This window comes from Thermosyntropha tengcongensis (assembly GCF_055381335.1).
On record NZ_AP042437.1, the window covers coordinates 1,018,330 to 1,033,954 of the forward strand.

At 38.9% G+C, this 15,625-nt stretch carries 16 protein-coding genes; 10 read left to right on the forward strand and 6 right to left on the reverse strand.

Going from position 1 to position 15,625, the window contains the following annotated elements:
- Window positions 1-12: 12 nt before the first annotated feature.
- Window positions 13-1,221 carry a methyltransferase domain-containing protein gene (locus ACZ42E_RS04880; RefSeq protein WP_464893325.1) on the forward strand — a complete coding sequence of 403 codons (1,209 nt, stop codon included), beginning with the start codon at window positions 13-15 and terminating at the stop codon, window positions 1,219-1,221.
- A gap of 120 nt (window positions 1,222-1,341) precedes the next feature.
- Here ACZ42E_RS04880 and ccsA read toward each other — a convergent pair whose 3' ends face one another.
- The 3 genes from ccsA to ACZ42E_RS04895 form a co-directional block, all read right to left on the reverse strand.
- Entirely contained in the window at window positions 1,342-2,124 is a 783-nt protein-coding gene (gene ccsA / locus ACZ42E_RS04885; protein WP_464893326.1) for a cytochrome c biogenesis protein CcsA, read from the reverse strand.
- Between the two features lie 76 nt (window positions 2,125-2,200).
- Window positions 2,201-3,145, reverse strand: a complete 945-nt coding sequence (locus ACZ42E_RS04890) for a cytochrome c biogenesis ResB family protein (protein WP_464893327.1) — start codon at window positions 3,143-3,145, stop codon at window positions 2,201-2,203.
- Between the two features lie 94 nt (window positions 3,146-3,239).
- A complete protein-coding gene (locus ACZ42E_RS04895; RefSeq protein ID WP_464893328.1) occupies window positions 3,240-4,475 on the reverse strand; it encodes a PucR family transcriptional regulator in 1,236 nt (411 codons plus the stop codon).
- A gap of 290 nt (window positions 4,476-4,765) precedes the next feature.
- Here ACZ42E_RS04895 and ACZ42E_RS04900 point away from each other — a divergent pair, with 290 nt between their 5' ends.
- The 5 genes from ACZ42E_RS04900 (at window position 4,766) to ACZ42E_RS04920 (ending at window position 9,953) form a co-directional block, all read left to right on the forward strand.
- A complete protein-coding gene (locus ACZ42E_RS04900) occupies window positions 4,766-5,320 on the forward strand; it encodes an ammonia-forming cytochrome c nitrite reductase subunit c552 (protein ID WP_464893329.1) in 555 nt (184 codons plus the stop codon).
- A 29-nt stretch (window positions 5,321-5,349) separates the two neighbouring features.
- On the forward strand, window positions 5,350-6,873 hold the full coding sequence (locus tag ACZ42E_RS04905) for a flavocytochrome c (protein WP_464893330.1): 1,524 nt from the start codon (window positions 5,350-5,352) through the stop codon (window positions 6,871-6,873).
- A 193-nt stretch (window positions 6,874-7,066) separates the two neighbouring features.
- Window positions 7,067-7,498 (forward strand): PaaI family thioesterase, encoded by a 432-nt coding sequence (locus ACZ42E_RS04910; protein ID WP_464893331.1) that lies wholly within the window; start codon window positions 7,067-7,069, stop codon window positions 7,496-7,498.
- 28 nt (window positions 7,499-7,526) lie between these two features.
- Window positions 7,527-7,796 (forward strand): putative Se/S carrier protein, encoded by a 270-nt coding sequence (locus ACZ42E_RS04915; RefSeq protein ID WP_464893332.1) that lies wholly within the window; start codon window positions 7,527-7,529, stop codon window positions 7,794-7,796.
- Window positions 7,797-7,850: 54 nt separating this feature from the next.
- Window positions 7,851-9,953 (forward strand): ATP-dependent DNA helicase, encoded by a 2,103-nt coding sequence (locus ACZ42E_RS04920; protein ID WP_464893333.1) that lies wholly within the window; start codon window positions 7,851-7,853, stop codon window positions 9,951-9,953.
- A 281-nt stretch (window positions 9,954-10,234) separates the two neighbouring features.
- Here ACZ42E_RS04920 and ACZ42E_RS04925 read toward each other — a convergent pair whose 3' ends face one another.
- Both ACZ42E_RS04925 and ACZ42E_RS04930 read right to left on the reverse strand, forming a co-directional pair.
- Window positions 10,235-10,603: a TIGR04086 family membrane protein gene (locus tag ACZ42E_RS04925; protein WP_464893334.1), complete on the reverse strand. Its 369-nt coding sequence runs from the start codon at window positions 10,601-10,603 to the stop codon at window positions 10,235-10,237.
- Window positions 10,604-10,659: 56 nt separating this feature from the next.
- Window positions 10,660-11,049 carry a secondary thiamine-phosphate synthase enzyme YjbQ gene (locus ACZ42E_RS04930; RefSeq protein ID WP_464893335.1) on the reverse strand — a complete coding sequence of 130 codons (390 nt, stop codon included), beginning with the start codon at window positions 11,047-11,049 and terminating at the stop codon, window positions 10,660-10,662.
- Between the two features lie 83 nt (window positions 11,050-11,132).
- Between ACZ42E_RS04930 and ACZ42E_RS04935 the strand changes: the two genes are divergently transcribed.
- On the forward strand, window positions 11,133-11,846 hold the full coding sequence (locus tag ACZ42E_RS04935; protein WP_464893336.1) for a ZIP family metal transporter: 714 nt from the start codon (window positions 11,133-11,135) through the stop codon (window positions 11,844-11,846).
- 65 nt (window positions 11,847-11,911) lie between these two features.
- Window positions 11,912-12,355 (forward strand): DMT family transporter, encoded by a 444-nt coding sequence (locus ACZ42E_RS04940; RefSeq protein ID WP_464893337.1) that lies wholly within the window; start codon window positions 11,912-11,914, stop codon window positions 12,353-12,355.
- A 5-nt stretch (window positions 12,356-12,360) separates the two neighbouring features.
- Here ACZ42E_RS04940 and ACZ42E_RS04945 read toward each other — a convergent pair whose 3' ends face one another.
- Window positions 12,361-12,552, reverse strand: a complete 192-nt coding sequence (locus tag ACZ42E_RS04945; RefSeq protein ID WP_464893338.1) for a hypothetical protein — start codon at window positions 12,550-12,552, stop codon at window positions 12,361-12,363.
- A gap of 197 nt (window positions 12,553-12,749) precedes the next feature.
- Between ACZ42E_RS04945 and ACZ42E_RS04950 the strand changes: the two genes are divergently transcribed.
- A complete protein-coding gene (locus tag ACZ42E_RS04950; protein WP_464893339.1) occupies window positions 12,750-13,724 on the forward strand; it encodes a DNA double-strand break repair nuclease NurA in 975 nt (324 codons plus the stop codon).
- Window positions 13,725-13,750: 26 nt separating this feature from the next.
- Entirely contained in the window at window positions 13,751-15,613 is a 1,863-nt protein-coding gene (locus tag ACZ42E_RS04955; RefSeq protein ID WP_464893340.1) for an ATP-binding protein, read from the forward strand.
- Window positions 15,614-15,625: the final 12 nt, after the last annotated feature.

Genomic DNA, 15,625 nt, shown 5'->3' on the forward strand with positions numbered 1-15,625 from the left:
AGAGGGGATTATATGATTTTAAAGGAATTTTTTAACTATTATTTTTCGGTAGTAGATGAAGATGTAAAAAAGGTTTATGCTAGCCTTTTGCCAGGAGAGGAAAACCTGGCAGAAGCTTATGCAGAAATGTTCAGCCGACATGATGAAGAAGCCTTAAAGTTTTTGCTGGATTTTTACTCGGTTTCTTTTAACCTTTGCCGGGAAAATCCTCGTCAAGCTATTCTTTTCAATGTTCATAACAATGTATGTTTTGACTTTTTCCTTGGCTATGTGTGGGATACTTTAACAGAAGAGGAAAAGAAAAAGGTGTTTTCCGCATGTAATGCTTCATCCTATGAGGAAGTAAAACAGAAGCTTAAAGATGACGTAGCTTTGCGCAACTGGTTTAGAAAAGAAATTGGATCTAATTTAAATCAGAATGAGCTTTTTACTTTAAATGAAGTTATTGCTCTGCAAAACTTTTCTTCCGGAGGAGAAAGCTCATTTTTGCAGTATGTTTATCCCCGCATTAAGGGAAAAACGGGGAAGGTTTTGGATGGCGGATGTGGAGCAGGTTTTGCTACTCTGGTAATGAGCCAGTATATGGAGGTATATTCTCTGGATGCCTGTCAGGCAAGGCTTAAAAGGGCCAATGCCCTGGCAGAGATGATGAAAAGGGGAGAAAGAGAAGTTTTTCCCCAAATAATAAGCCTTATTCAGAAAGAACTGGGAGGCATTGATGTCGAATATGAATTCCCGAATGCCGAAAAACTGCTGAGTGAAAAACCCAAAGCTGTGCACTTTACCTGGGGAAGCCTTGATAATCTACCTTATGAGCCATTATTTTTCGATTTTATTAATTGCCTGGATGTTCTGGAACATACTTATGACCCGGTGGCTATAGTTAAAGAATTTGCCCGTGTATTAAAACCGGGAGGACAAGTTTTTATAACGGCTCCTACCCGTTATGGAGAATTGGAACAGCATATCCATGAAAGCATAGAAGGGACTTTGTTCCCGGCCATGCTTCATATGCACCATTTTGACCGGGAAATCCTTAATGACATTTTTTCAAGGCATGGTTTTAAAGAAGTGGAGGTAATTCCCTTCGATTATATAACTTATGAAGAATTTTTAAATATTGCAGAAAAATCCCCGGACAGAGAGCTGGCTGAAGAACTCAAACAAAAATCTTTTGACAAAGTAGCCTTGCAGCTTTTTGCCGTATATGAAAAAATCTGATGATTATTTTAATGATAAAAAGCCCTTAGCATTTATAGCTAAGGGCTTTTTTAAAATTTGTATAAAATTTATATATAAAGTAAGGGGGTGAGGAAAGGCGTTTTAGCGATAAATTTATAGTTATGCATAGCTGTGCAGACCGCTCATAAGGTAATTGACACCAAAAAAGGTAAAGAGAACGATTACAAAACCTGCAATTACTACCAGGGCAGCATCCCGCTGTTTAAATTTTCTCTGCCTGTACATATGTATATAGATGGCATATATTATCCAGGTTATAAGTGCCCATGTTTCTTTGGGATCCCAGCTCCAGTAACTGCCCCAGGCTTGTTCTGCCCAGATAGCTCCCAGTATGATAGAAAGGGACAGCATGGTAAAACTGAACAGTATTATTTTGTATACTGTATGGCGGTTGATGGGAGGCAGGGAAAACTTAATCTCAATTAATGCCAGAGCTGCTGCCAGTGCAAAACCACCATAAGCCAGTGCCGCAGTCAGAACATGCGATGCCAGCCAGGGGCTTTTGAGGGCAGGCATTAATGGAGACAAATTATTGATTTGGTCAGGCATTAGTAAGAAAATTGACAGCAAAAGAAGAGTTGCTATCAGCATTAATGGCCCGCCAGATGTTTTGTTTTTGCTTTTCAATTCATATATCAAATACATCAGTACCATAAGACTCGTAAAACATAATAGAAACTCATAGCCGTTAGATAAAGGGAGCCTTACGCCTATTGCTGCACGTTTTATGAGAGTTAAAATGTTTACCGCAAGACCCGCTGTTGAAATAATAAAAGCCAGGCGGGATGCTTTAATATTTTTTAAAGCCAGGAAGTAACATAAGCAGGCTGTAGCATAGGATATTAAGGAAATAAGTAGCCATGTTTTTTCTTGTACGAACATTTTTTATCTTACCTCTTTCGTTGCTTGTAATAACTATTGTTTAGAAATTATTATTGACCAGTGTAAATATGGCTGGTTATTTTTTTATAACCGGATTGCATAAAAATACTACGATTATTCCCAATATAAGCAGTAATGCTCCCATCATAGCGAAAGGCAAGCCAGGATCTGACTTTATTTTTAGCACAGTAAAAGGTTGCACTTCTTTAAATACTACATAATAATTTTTGCTAACCTGAACTTTCTCGCCAAATGAAGCAACTCCCACTCCGAGCATTTTATCTTTTTCATAAACAGAATAAATTATCCTGGGATTATCAGGTCTGAGTGTTTTAGTATTGATACCATATCTAGGGTCAAAATTAGGTACATACCGGTATGCCTTTATCCTTCTGTCTGTTTCAGGTACAAGTATAAAATCCCCTTCCTTTAAGGATTCAGTACGACTTTTTCCTTTTGTATTTATTATTTCAGCTTTGATCAGATGCCCAAAGCTTTGCTGGTAAGCTTTTATTCCTGCATATTTCAAAGGGTGATTTACAGAAATCTGGTATCGATTTATTTCTTTGTCATTTTCTAAAATGCTTATGTATGAGTTATATTGGGATGGTGAACCATCAGGATAGTAAACAATTTCGAATTTATCAAGCCTTATGGCGAAAGTTTTTTTGGCCTGAACCAGGTTTGACACCTCAATTTTTTCCCCTTCTGTAATAGGAACTAAGATTGATTTTCCTCCATATGCATTTATTGCCCCACCTATAAGGATTATTACTATTCCTGCATGAAGAAGCAGTATGCCCAGATGATACAGAAGGTAAACTTTATTTTTCTCCCGGATTTTGGGATATATTTTGGTGTATAGAAAAACACGGTTTACTGTACATAAAACCATGTTTATAAATAAAAACAGCAGCAGAATTTTAAAAAGTGAAGAATGAAAAAAAGTGTCTGGTCTTAAAGAAGAACCAGCGGCAGAAACAAGGATAATAAGACCTAAAAGCCCCAGGCCAGTTTTCATCGAAGAGATATAGTAATAAAATTTCCTCATCCGTTTATTTTCTCCTCTGCTGAAGGTAATGCAGTGTAGTACTTTTAATTATTCGGCGTTGTTTTTATTTAAAAAGGCCGCTGTTAATCAGAAGATCATATAATTTTACGGCAACAAAAAGATTAAGTCGGTCTTCTATTTTTTCCAGCTTCATGTTAGTAAGTTCTTCAATTTTTTTCATTCGGTATCTTAAAGTATTGGAATGAATATACATTTTTTTGGCTGTTTCATTGCTGTCAAAATTGGTATCGAATAAATTTTTAAGTGTTAACAGCAGTTCGCCTTTGGAAGTGCTGTCATAATCCAGAAGCTTTCCCAGAACTGACCTGCAAAATTGTTTTGCAAGCTCTGAATCCTCATAATTGAGGATAGTAAACAGGCCAAGATCTAAAAAATGCTTAACAAAATGCCTTTTACCGGTTAATTTGGAAATATTAAGGGCTATAAGAGCTTCTTGATAGCTTTTGTGTACTTCTGATAAAGGATATTTTCTGCCTATACCAAAAGATGCGGAGATATTGAAACGATTTGCTATATCTCTTTGATGTCTTCTTATGTTATTCAAGTGTCTGTCCCAGCCTTGATCCGCTTCCAAGGTTTGGGCATCGAAATGGGTAGGACACAGAAAAACGATATACCTGTTGTTCCATATTGAGCAGATAATGTCAAGATTGCTATGTTTTAGCCATTCTTTTGCATGTTCATGCAATATATATAATTTTGTTTCGGCAATTGGTTCCGGTTCCAGAACAGCTACATAATACAACTTGTTTAGATCTATCATCCAGTTGTATTGTTTGGCAATATCTTTGATATTACAGGCATTGCGAATCAGAATATCTTCTATCAGCTGGTGGGTTAAATGGTTTCGTGTTTTCTCTTTTTCCTTGGTCAGGTAAATATAAACCTTTATGGCTACTGACACATCATCAAAGTATTCTTCCCATTTTTCGGCACAGACAGGATTTTCAATGTTCATTACTATGATACAGGCATCTTTTTCTGTAAATCCCGTATAATAATAAAGCTTTTGCAGGTTTTGATTATAATAAAAATAATTTTGTTTGCAGGAAGCTATAGTTATGTAAGGTATATCTGTAAAAAGATCATCAGGGGAAACAATTTTTACCTCAGAACTGTGGGAATAAATTTTTCCGTAATGGTCGGTTATGATAACTGGCTTATCGGTAATTGATTGAAGATAATTAGTAATCTCTGCTAAATCCTTGTTTTCGAGGACTACTTCAACCCAAAAATCTTTTCCTTTCCTGTCGGGGATTCCCGTCATTATTAACTTCACCTGCCAATCCTGCTGGTTATACCCCGGTTATTTTGTTCTTCTGACTGCAGTAGATAACATTTTGATAAAGTTCGTACTTTCTCTACTAGTGTTTTCATAAAATTCGTACTTTCTCTATATTAACCATAATAAATGAAAAAAAGTTGTAGTGGGCGACAAAATCTGCATGTTCTTTTTTGTACAAAGTCACAAAGGATTTACAGGGTCGAAAAAAGTAAACTATTTTAAACTTTCCTCATGGATAGTTTTGGCATGGTTGAGATTTAAAAATGGGAGGGAGGTGATATAAGATGAATGACATGGAAAATAAAGGGGGAAAAAATGGTGGCAGTAAAAAATCAAAAACTTTGCTGGTTATTATAGCAGCCATATTGGTAATAGGACTGGGAGGTGGTTTTACATTAATTCATGTAAGTAAAAATCCATCTTTTTGTGGAACCTGTCATATTATTAAGCCTTATTATGAAAGCTGGTCAAGTGGAAGTCTTTTAGCTGCCAAGCATAAAACCCAGGGGGTTGAGTGTCTTGATTGCCACCAGAAAAGCTATCTGGAAAAGGCCAAGGAAGGGATGAATTATATCACAGGAAATTACTCAACTCCTTTAAAACAGATTAATTTTCCCGCTGAACTTTGTCTTAAGTGTCACGAACAAGATTTTGATAAAGTAAAACTGGCTACTAATTTTGAACAATCAAACCCCCATGATTCGCATCTGGGGCAAATCGATTGCACCCTTTGCCATAAAGCACACAGGCAGTCGGAAGTTTATTGTGCTCAGTGTCATGATTTTACCTGGTTTAAGGAACTGGATTCCAACTGGAATGTGGGGAACGCACAGATTTAAAGTAAATAGCTTTAAGGAGGCTGATAAAAATGATGGACAAGTCTATGGGACGCCGGGATTTTATTAAAGGAATGGCTACTACAGGTTTGGTTGTAGCGGGAGCAACTGTATTACCTGGCTGCGGAAACAGTGATTCCACCAAGTCGATAAAATGGGATGAATCAGCAGATGTAGTAATTGTGGGCTCTGGGTTCGCTGCCTGTGCAGCTGCCATCGAAGCGCTGAATGCCAAGGCCAGTGTCAAGATTATTGAAAAGATGCCGACGGCAGGAGGTAACTCTATTATCAATGGTGGCGACTTTTCTGCTTGCGGAACCAAGATGCAGAAAGCGGCGGGAATTGAAGATTCTCCGGAGCTTATGCTGCAGGATATGTTAAAAGCTGGATTATATCTGAATGATGTCAAAAAAGCTAAAATTGTAGCTGAAAATTCCAATGATGCTTTAGAGTGGGCTATAAATTATTTAGGAGCCAAATTTACCCGTATAGTATTCCATGGTGGACATTCAGTACCCAGATCCCACGAATCAGATGGCCACTCTGGCTCTATGCTGATCTCAAGGATGTTTAAAAAACTTAAAGAATTAGGTGCAGGGCCAGAAGTACGCCGGAAGATGGAACGCTTGATTGTAGACAAAGACGGCAGGGTAATTGGAATAGAAATAAGAGATGGCTATAATTTTGGAGATGAAAACAGCGGAACTCTTCGTTACATAAAAGCCAACAAGGCTGTAGTTCTAGCTTCTGGCGGATTTTCAAGGGACATTCAGATGCGTATGATGCAGGATCCACGGCTAACAGAAGCTTTTGACAGTACAAACCAGATGGGTGCAACTGGTGAAGCTTTGCGGGCTGCCTTAAAGATTGGTGCTATGGATGTTCAACTTGACCAGATTCAGCTTGGCCCCTGGTCAAGCCCTGATGAAAAAGGTTTTGGCTATGTTCCGCAGTTTTCTGAAAAGGTTATAGGGTATGGGCCTATAATTGACCCTGAAACAGGAAAGCGTTTTGTTAGTGAAACTACTGACCGCAAACGCAGAGCAGATGCTATGGTTCTCCTGGGGCATCCTGTAATTCATGTAGCTGATTCCTGGGCAGTAAATAAGATGGTACGTCCTGATATACTGGAAGGCGGTATGAAAAACGGAGCGATCAAGAAGTTCAACAGCCTGGAAGAGGTGGCTAAGGCATATAATATACCGCTGCAGCCTTTCCTGCAGGAAATTGCCCGCTTTAATTCCTTCCTGCAGAAGGGCAAGGATGATGATTTTGACATTCTTATACCGAAAGATGCCAAACCGATGGGCGAACCTCCTTTCTATGTATGCAGGCTGTGGCCTAAAGTACATCACTGTATGGGCGGCTTAGCTGTAAATGAAAAAGCTCAGGTAATAAATCAGGACTTCAAGCCGATCAAAGGGTTATATGCAGCAGGTGAAGTTACTGGAGGGACTCATGGAGCCTGCCGTTTAGGTGGAGTAGCCATGGCAGATTGTGTAGTATTTGGGCGTATTGCTGGACAGAATGCAGCCAAAGAGGACTCCTGGGCATAATTGATAAAAAATTAAATTTAAGGTAAAAAACGGGCCTACGAATAAAAGTAGGGCCCGTTTTTTTATTTTAGGCATGAATTGCTTTAAAGATCTGCTTATAAATCATTTAGTGTTTTGGCATAGTGGTTTCTGTTTGTTTATATGTTATAATTTTTAATTAAGGTATTATCAAAATATGAGGAGTAGATGAGATTTGTCAGTTAATGAAAATCTTGAACCGGGATTATATGAATATATATGTAATACTATATCTGATACCCCTTTTTATAACTTGATAGGAATAAAATTAGAAAGAATAAAAAAGGGATGTGCGGTTTTAAGTGTTTTGCCACAGAATGACCATTTGAATGCCCTGGGGATAGTGCATGGAGGGCTTATTGTTACTTTGGCTGATGCGGCTATGGGCAATGCTATAAGAAGTATGGGAATAAAAGGGGTTACGGCTGATATAGCGGTAAGTTTTATATCTGCACCTGAGCAGGGGGTTAAGGTGGAAGCTGAAGGCAGGGTTTTAAAAACAGGAAAAAATTTACTTTTCGCAGAGGCAGAAGTTTATGCCGAAGGCAAGCTTATAGCCAAAAGCCAGGGAACTTTTTTTAAAATAGGCGAAATATCTTTGAAATAGGAGTGGATGCTGGATTATGCAAAGCCTTATGAAAGCAGAAAAATATTGCCTTTTTACTTTCAATACCACCTCACATGCCCTGAAAGCCGAAAAGGTTTTAAAATCTTTAGAGGCTGAATTTTTGATAGTGCCTACTTTACGGGAAATTTCCAGCAGCTGCGGATTGTCAGTCAAATTGAGCCTGGAAAATATAGAAAAGTATTACAATCATTTGATAGAAAATAAAGTGCCAGTAGAAGGGATTTTCAGGGTAGAAAAAGAGGGAAAGAAAAATAAAGTAACTAAAGTAGAAATGTAAGGGGACAGTTCTTGTTGTACCTTAAGGGACCACAAGAACTGTCCCCTTGGTCTGATGTTGACAGGTGAAAGGATAGTCAATATGAGAAGATGGGAAGAGAAAATTATAAACATTTTTCAAAAAGAGGGCAAAATTAATGAGATAATCCCTGATTATGTATACAGAAAAGAACAGGTGGATTTGAGTTTGGCTATTGCCAGTGCTTTTTCTGACGAGGAATTTTTGGTGGCAGAAGCAGGTACCGGCATAGGAAAAAGTTTTGCCTATCTTATCCCTGCTATTTTATGGGCAGCCGAAGAAAAGAAAAAGGTAGTAATATCCACGAAAACTAAAGCCCTGCAGCAGCAGCTCATAGAAAAAGATTTGCCAGCTTTGCAAAAGGTTTTAGATACTGATTTTAGTTATGCAGAAGCTAAAGGGCGGGAAAATTTTTTGTGCTGGCATAAATATAATCAGATTATAGCGGGGAAAAAAAGACTGGAAAAAGAAGAGCTGACATTAATAGAAAAAATAATGTGGTGGGCAGAACAGACGACAACAGGAGACCGCAAGGAGATTATGGTAGAAAGCAGCCTGCTTAAAAACTGGAGTATAGTAGCTGCTGACCGCCAAAACTGTCTTAAGGAAAATTGTCCCCATCAGGAAAAATGTTTCCGTTTAAAAATGATTAAAAAGATACACAAAGCTGATATTATAGTTACCAACCATGCTTTTCTCCTGTCTGATATTATGCTGGAAAATAAAATCTTGCCTGAATATGAATATTTGATAATTGATGAAGCTCACAGTTTTGACCGGGAGGCTTTTGATAAATTATCCGTGTCTTTTACATTTTCTGATTTGCAGGATTTACTTTACGCTCTCTACTACAGGGATTTAAAGTGGGAAAAGGGTTATCTTGCCCATCTCAGACGTTCTTTCCCGCTTTTGCAGATGCTAATAGGAGAGCTGGAAATGTTGGTAGATAGGGGAATACGCTTAACGGAAGAAGTCAGTGCCTGGTTTGCTGCGAACTTTTTCAGCTTTGAAAATACAGGATTCAGCAGAGTTTTGGAGGAAAATGAAAAAATACTCTTTTTTAATGAAGATTTTTCTAAACTTTATCTGGAATGGTATGACACCCTGCAGTTAATAAGTTTTAAGATAGAGGATTTATTATCGGAGATTAAAGAAAGCGATGAATTTATAGAATTAGATATTTTTGCGCAAAACTTGAGGCATGAGCTGGATAAAATTTTCATCCTTCTGGAAGAAGATATACAGCGAAGTGACAGGATAATATGGTTTCAGTTTAATACGGAAAGGGTAAGGACCATTTCTTCCTCCTCCATATCTGCAGGAGATATTTTGTATGAGAAGCTTTATAAAAAACTTAAAAGCTTGATTATGGTTTCTGCTACTCTGGCTGTAGAGGGGGATTTTTCTTATTTTATATCTAAAAATGGGCTTTCTTTTGTAAATGAAGAAGGAAGGCTTAACACCCTGGTTGTGAAATCTCCTTTCATATATGAAGAACAGGCTTTTATGTATATTCTGGAAGATATGCCGTTTCCGGATGAGGCGGGATTTAATAAGGAACTGGCTGAAGTTGTTTTAAGGGTATTAGACTTTTTGCCGGGACGTATTCTTATACTTTTTACTTCCCAGATGCAGATGAAAAAGGCTTCCCAAATTCTGCGACCTATCTGCATAGATAAGGGAGTTAAGCTTTTGGTACAGAATGAAGATGGAGAATCAACTGCCCTGGTAAATGAGTACATAAACTATCCAAATGCCGTCTTGATGGGACTTGATACCTTCTGGGAAGGAATAGATTTAAAAGGGGAACTTTTAAAATGCCTTATTATTACCAAACTTCCCTTTCGCTCTCCTGATGAGCCTTTTACCAGGGCTTCCAGCCTTTATTTCAGCTTACAGGGACGGAATCCATTTACCAGCTTTATGCTGCCTGACGCGGTAATTCGTTTTAAACAGGGAGTAGGAAGGCTTATACGCAGTGAACAGGATCGGGGAATAGTAATTGTTCTGGACAGCAGGATAGAGAAGAAAGCTTATGGGGAGGTTTTTAAAAATAATATCCCTATTAATAATGTCGAAAAAATAAAAAAAGAGTATTTGGCAAAGGTTCTCCGTGAAAAATCGGAATTTATTATATGATTAATTTTTACTAACTTTACAGTTAAATCGTAACCTTTTTACTGTATCATTCATAATATAAATTGACAAAAAACCTTTTAACGAAAGGAGACTTGCAGGATGAAGGTATATTATATAAGGATTCCTAATTTTTTGCGTAATTTGCTTTTAAAGCTGTGGAGTTAGAGATTTTTAGATAAAAACGAAAAGGGAGGGATGCCTGTGTTTACCTGGCGTATGGTGATGGGAATTAGTTTAATCCTGGTGGGCTTAATTTTATGGTGTCTCTCCAAACTATGTCTTTAATCGCTAAGGCCGATACCCAGAATCCCTCCCAAACCTCCTGCTATTATACATAGCAACAGGGTGTAAAAAAAGGAAGCCATGTTTATGGTAGAGTTGTTAAAAAGCAGAGTAGCTATAAACATGAGAATAAAGAATGCTATTCCGGTGCTTATTCCTCTTATCAGTCCACGATTGCCGTAGAATTTTGTTATGGAACAGGCGGCAGTAAATATGGCAATGATAATAATTATCTTACCTAGAGGGGCAAGTAAAGTTTCTTTAAGGTTGGTATAATAGATTATAGTACCTGTAAGCAGGCATAAAATTAAAGAGAGGGCCAGGGCTTTGCCGAGAGCCTTTACTTCAACCGAAGTTTTTAATTTCATTATAAACACCTCCTCATGACAAAATTATGAGGAGGTTAGTTTTTTTATTACTAAATTTATATAAGCTGTACCCAGACTTGCCGCCTGCGAGGGCCGTCAAATTCAGCGAAAAGTATTCCTTGCCAGGTGCCAAGCATAAGTTTTCCGTTTTCTACCAGAATAATCTGGGAGAAACCTAAAAGGCTTGCTTTTATGTGGGCATCTGAGTTGCCTTCTACGTGCTTAAAGGGGAGGGTAGATGGAATCAGCAAGCCAAGCCCTTTTATTATATCCTTTTTCACATCAGGGTCAGCATTTTCATTAATAGTTATGGCAGCCGTAGTATGGGGAATGTATACAATGCAGAGTTTGGCATTTTGGCCGTATTCAGAAACTAAACGCGCAATTTCGGGGGTTATATCGATGAGTTCTTCCTTGTTTTTACTGCTGACTTCCAGTTTAAACACTTCTTTCCCTCCTCGGTTTTTGCTGTATTATATCTAAATATAAGGCATAAATATGTAAAAAACCAGGTTTAGCGGGGAATTTTATGCAGGTAGATAATTTGTTTTTAATGAGCGTGGGGGCTGGACTGTGTACTGCTGTGGGAGCCCTTTTGCTTTTTATAAAGAGGGATTGGGATGATAAAAGCCTGGCTGTATTTTTAGGATTGGCTTCCGGGGTTATGGTAGGAGTAGTATTTTTTGACCTGATACCTTCTTTTTTGTTTTTTCCAGGCTGGCTAAAAGGAATATACGGGATGGCAACCGGGATATTTTTGCTTTTTTTGCTGGAGCATTTTTTATTTAGGAATCTTTTTAAAAAACAAACCTTAATTGGACTTGGCTATTTAATAATGCTGGGAATAGCTATGCATGATTTACCGGAAGGCATGGCTATTGCTTTGGGGCATGAAATGAAAGAGAGAACCGGTTTAGTAATCGCTATGGCTATAGGTATTCATAATATACCGGAAGGTATGGCTATTGCTGCTCCTTTGATTATGGCGGGTTTAAGCCCTATAAAAATTTTAGGGCAGACTCTTCTGGTAGGTATGATAACCCCTTTGGGGACTATCATAGGCAAAGGCATAGTTTTGCTGCTTCCAGGAATATTGCCTTTTTTGTTGGGTCTGGCTTCTGGCATAATGCTCTATCTTGTCGTATTTCAGCTTTGGCCCAAGGCTGCGCTGAGAGGCAAAAAAGCCAGCAGAAAAGGGTTTTATCTGGGAGTACTTATCATTTTACTGGCAACATTTTTGTGATTAATGGTATAAAATAATTTGCCTGGCTAAAAATAATTTAAAAATGTATAAGGGGTTAATTTAAGATGCATGATTTATTTTTTTTAGCACTGGCAGCTTTGTCAGGAGCAGCCATGGCTCTGCAGGGAACTTTTAATGCGGCCTTAGGTAAAGCATTGGGAATATGGCATTCTACTCTTTTGGTCCACATCATAGGTACAGTATCTACCCTGGTTATTATGCTGGTCATAGGAGCCAAGATGAGCAGTTTTGCCAAAATAGGACAAGTCCCGTGGTATGCTTTTTTGGGTGGCTTGCTCAATGTAGTTATAATCTATGCAGTTGCCCGCAGTATACCGAAAATCGGCGTAGGCAACGCTACTACAGCTATTATTGTAGCTCAGGTTTTGACTGCTGTTTTAATTGACGCGTCAGGAGCTTTTGGCATGAAAAAATATGAATTCCATTATTTAGATCTCCTGGGTATTGCTCTTTTGGCAGCCGGTGCCCGTATATTGCTTATAGACTGAAAAATTTATCTTAAGATGGCAGCAATTATTGTAACTATTATTCCAACAAGTATAAAGATTATCCCGCCCAGAAAGCACCAGAAAGGTGCGGGAATAAGATGAAGGGCTAATTCCAGGTAATAGCTCACCAAATCTTCCTTTTTTATTTCGGTAAGGCTGGAATCAGCTTTTTTATAAGCCATATAACCATATAACATTCCAGTTAAACCAATTATGATAAGGATTATTCCTGCCTGCACGCTGATCTCCTTTCTTTTTCCCTTTAAAGTCCATGTACTATTATATTTAATTTAGTTTGCCAAGTAAATTTAAAATTTTCCTGCTCTTAAAGCAGGATTTTTATTTATAATAGAATAAATAATAGAATAAATGTTTGGTTTGGGAGAAAGGTTTTATGTGGGATGTACAGCTTATAAAAGGTTTACAACAGTTTGACGGATGGATGAAGAGGAGTCATGAAGAAATTCCTCCTCCAGGGGAGCTCAGGGAAAAGCTTGAAAGGTGGGGGAGGTTTGTATTTGCTGAGAAACTGGAGGCGTTTGAACTTAAAAAGATAACCGGAGAAAGGGTTATTGCGGCTGTTGATGGCTCAAGGGTTGAGTATGCTTCTTTTTATCCCTACAGCCTGGTTTTGATGAGGGCTTTAGGAAAATGTACAGGCAGGGATGATGTGGAAAAGAGCATTGTTATAACCCCGCTGAGTCAAGAGGTAGCTTGTAAGATACGGGTAAGGAGCGAAATGGAAGGCATAACCGAGGAAGAGGCTTATCGCTTGTATCTTAAGGAAGAACTGGCTCATATAGAGGTTGTGACTGCTTTGGAGATAGTAAAGGAATATAAGCCTTTCCTTCTCATGCTGGATGGAGGATTTTTACTTTTTGACCATTTTGAGGAGTGGCAGGAGCTTTACAGCTTTTGCCTGGAGAATGACATAATTCTGACAGGGATAATCGAAGAAGTAGCCACCTCTGTTTTGGCAAAATGGCTGGATTTAAACATCAAAAACCGCGTGCGCATATATGACCGGGAAATTTTATTTGGGCTTCTTAAAAAAGGGGAATACCTGTTTTTTAATGAGGGGTGCCATTTAAAAAAGAATTATAATACTGTTTTTGCAAGGATGGGAAGTGTGCCGCAGGCGGTAGGGTGTGATTTTCTGGCAGAACAAAGAGGGAAAATACCCCTGGCCATGAATCTGCTTTATACTTTGACTCCCCGTCAGGGGCAGGGGATACCGCTGTGGCTGCAGATTACCGATGCTAAGGTTCGTATTCAGAAAAAAGAAGCCGAAAAACTTATTGAAAATCTTCTGGCTCCAGAATGGAGAGAGCTACTCTTTCGTGCTAATCGGGAAAGACGGAGTTTTTAAACCAGTTTTAAAGGAGAGGTTGTTATATGCAGGTTGTAGGGATGACCAATGAGCGGGAAGTGTGGATAGCTTCCAATACTGAAAAGTTCAGGCTCAATGAGCTGGTAATAATTGAAGATGAGAAGCTTAATAATCCAGTTGGGGAGGTTATCGAAACTTATGCGTTAAACCCTTTTATCCCGGGGGTTGATGAAAAGTCCTCTATTCTGGTGGATCAGGAAGTGGTAGCTTCTTTAAGCAGTTTGGGATATAACCTTGAGGAAGAAATGATCTATACAGCTAAAGTAAGAATCTTAAGCGAACTTTTTTATCCGGTAAGTACGGGGGCTAAAGTGCGTTCCCCGCATTTTGCAGAAGTAGAAGAGCTTCTGCTGAAAACTCCTCCTGACAAAGGACTAACCCTGGGTGTTATTTTGGGAACCGAAGGCCTTACAGATTCTCTGCCTGCTCAATATCAGGAAGTGGCTCCTTTGTATGAAAAGGGGAAAGTTACAAAACAGTCGGGGGTTCCTTTTGTTTTTGATTACCGGGCCATGAACAACTACCCTCATATAGGCGTATTTGGGGGATCAGGCTCGGGAAAATCTTTTGGCCTCAGGGTTTTGATCGAAGAACTTATAAAAAAACGTGTACCTCTCCTGGTATTTGATCCCCATTACGAGATGAGTTTTAAGGAAGTTTTTGCCCCTGATTTGCCAGAGCATTTTAAGGAAACTTTTGAGGAACGCTGCCTTATTTTGACTGTAGGCAGTGATGTGGGAGTTAAGTTTGAAACTTTAACTTCTGCAGATCTTTGCAATCTTTTAAGTGCCGTGAGCCCTATTACGGAGGCTATGGAAAATGCAGTAGCATCTATACTGGAAAACGGCGACAGCCTTACCACTTTTAGCATGCGTCTTAATGACCTTATTTCCCTTTTAGAAAGTTCCAGTGATGATGACTTTAAAGAAGTCTTCAGGAAAAACCGCAAAGATATTGATGCCAGCAAAAAAGAGGCTTATTTAAACAGGCTTTTGGCCTTAAAAAAACAGGTAGGGCAGCTCAGTACCCTAAAATCTATAAACTGGCGGCTGCATAAACTGGTAAGGCAGGGCATTTTTATGGAACAGGGAATAAGGCAGATCGAAGAAGGTTTAAAAGCCCAGAAAGCGGTTATTGTGCGGGGAAGCATATGGATGCTCAAGGTTTATGCTGCTTATGTCCTGCGCACTCTTTATGGTAAAAGGAGAGATTACCGGGATGCCCTGCAAAAAGGGGAAAAAGGGGTTGAAAAATTTCCGCCTTTTATAGTGGTTACTGATGAAGCGCATAATTTTGCCCCCCGGGGTGAACAAAATGTGCCTTCCAGGCGTGAAATAAGGGAGATAGCGCAGGAGGGGAGAAAATACGGGGTATTTTTGGTGCTGGCTACCCAAAGGCCGGCTTTGCTCGATGATACCGTAAATGCCCAGCTTAATACCAAGATAATCTTCCGTACGGTAAGGTCGCATGATTTGAATGTAATAAGGGAAGAAACGGATATGGGAAACGAAGAAATCAAAAGGCTTCCCTATCTTCCTTCCGGGACAGGTTTTATATCTTCGCCGGTATTTGGACGCACTATACCGGTAAGGGTTAGGGCAGCCAAAACCCGCAGCCCGCATCAGATTAATCCTTTTGATGAACTGGAAGCTGGTGATGAATATGATGCTGAAATAATGAATATTATAAAGGAATGTTTGCCGGTAAATGCCTCGAATATAGTTGATGTAATGAAAAAATTGGAAAACAGCGGATTTAAGGTGAGCCAGGACAGGATATTAAACTACCTGGATAAGATGGCAGCCAGTGGAGAAGTAAAGCGGGAAGAAAACTTTATTGTGAAATATATATACAGCTTGCCTGAATAGAATTTTTGCAAG

What these genes read in the sequence shown, in the direction of transcription:
- ACZ42E_RS04940 (WP_464893337.1), top strand. Translation starts at nt 11,912, where the DNA reads ATGCATGATTTATTTTTTTTAGCACTGGCAGCTTTGTCAGGAGCAGCC.
- ACZ42E_RS04955 (WP_464893340.1), top strand. Translation starts at nt 13,751, where the DNA reads ATGCAGGTTGTAGGGATGACCAATGAGCGGGAAGTGTGGATAGCTTCC.
- ACZ42E_RS04920 (WP_464893333.1), top strand. Translation starts at nt 7,851, where the DNA reads ATGTTGACAGGTGAAAGGATAGTCAATATGAGAAGATGGGAAGAGAAA.
- ACZ42E_RS04945 (WP_464893338.1), bottom strand. Translation starts at nt 12,552, where the DNA reads ATGTTATATGGTTATATGGCTTATAAAAAAGCTGATTCCAGCCTTACC.
- ACZ42E_RS04900 (WP_464893329.1), top strand. Translation starts at nt 4,766, where the DNA reads ATGAATGACATGGAAAATAAAGGGGGAAAAAATGGTGGCAGTAAAAAA.
- ccsA (WP_464893326.1), bottom strand. Translation starts at nt 2,124, where the DNA reads ATGTTCGTACAAGAAAAAACATGGCTACTTATTTCCTTAATATCCTAT.
- ACZ42E_RS04890 (WP_464893327.1), bottom strand. Translation starts at nt 3,145, where the DNA reads ATGAAAACTGGCCTGGGGCTTTTAGGTCTTATTATCCTTGTTTCTGCC.
- ACZ42E_RS04880 (WP_464893325.1), top strand. Translation starts at nt 13, where the DNA reads ATGATTTTAAAGGAATTTTTTAACTATTATTTTTCGGTAGTAGATGAA.
- ACZ42E_RS04950 (WP_464893339.1), top strand. Translation starts at nt 12,750, where the DNA reads ATGTGGGATGTACAGCTTATAAAAGGTTTACAACAGTTTGACGGATGG.
- ACZ42E_RS04925 (WP_464893334.1), bottom strand. Translation starts at nt 10,603, where the DNA reads ATGAAATTAAAAACTTCGGTTGAAGTAAAGGCTCTCGGCAAAGCCCTG.
- ACZ42E_RS04905 (WP_464893330.1), top strand. Translation starts at nt 5,350, where the DNA reads ATGATGGACAAGTCTATGGGACGCCGGGATTTTATTAAAGGAATGGCT.
- ACZ42E_RS04935 (WP_464893336.1), top strand. Translation starts at nt 11,133, where the DNA reads ATGCAGGTAGATAATTTGTTTTTAATGAGCGTGGGGGCTGGACTGTGT.
- ACZ42E_RS04915 (WP_464893332.1), top strand. Translation starts at nt 7,527, where the DNA reads ATGAAAGCAGAAAAATATTGCCTTTTTACTTTCAATACCACCTCACAT.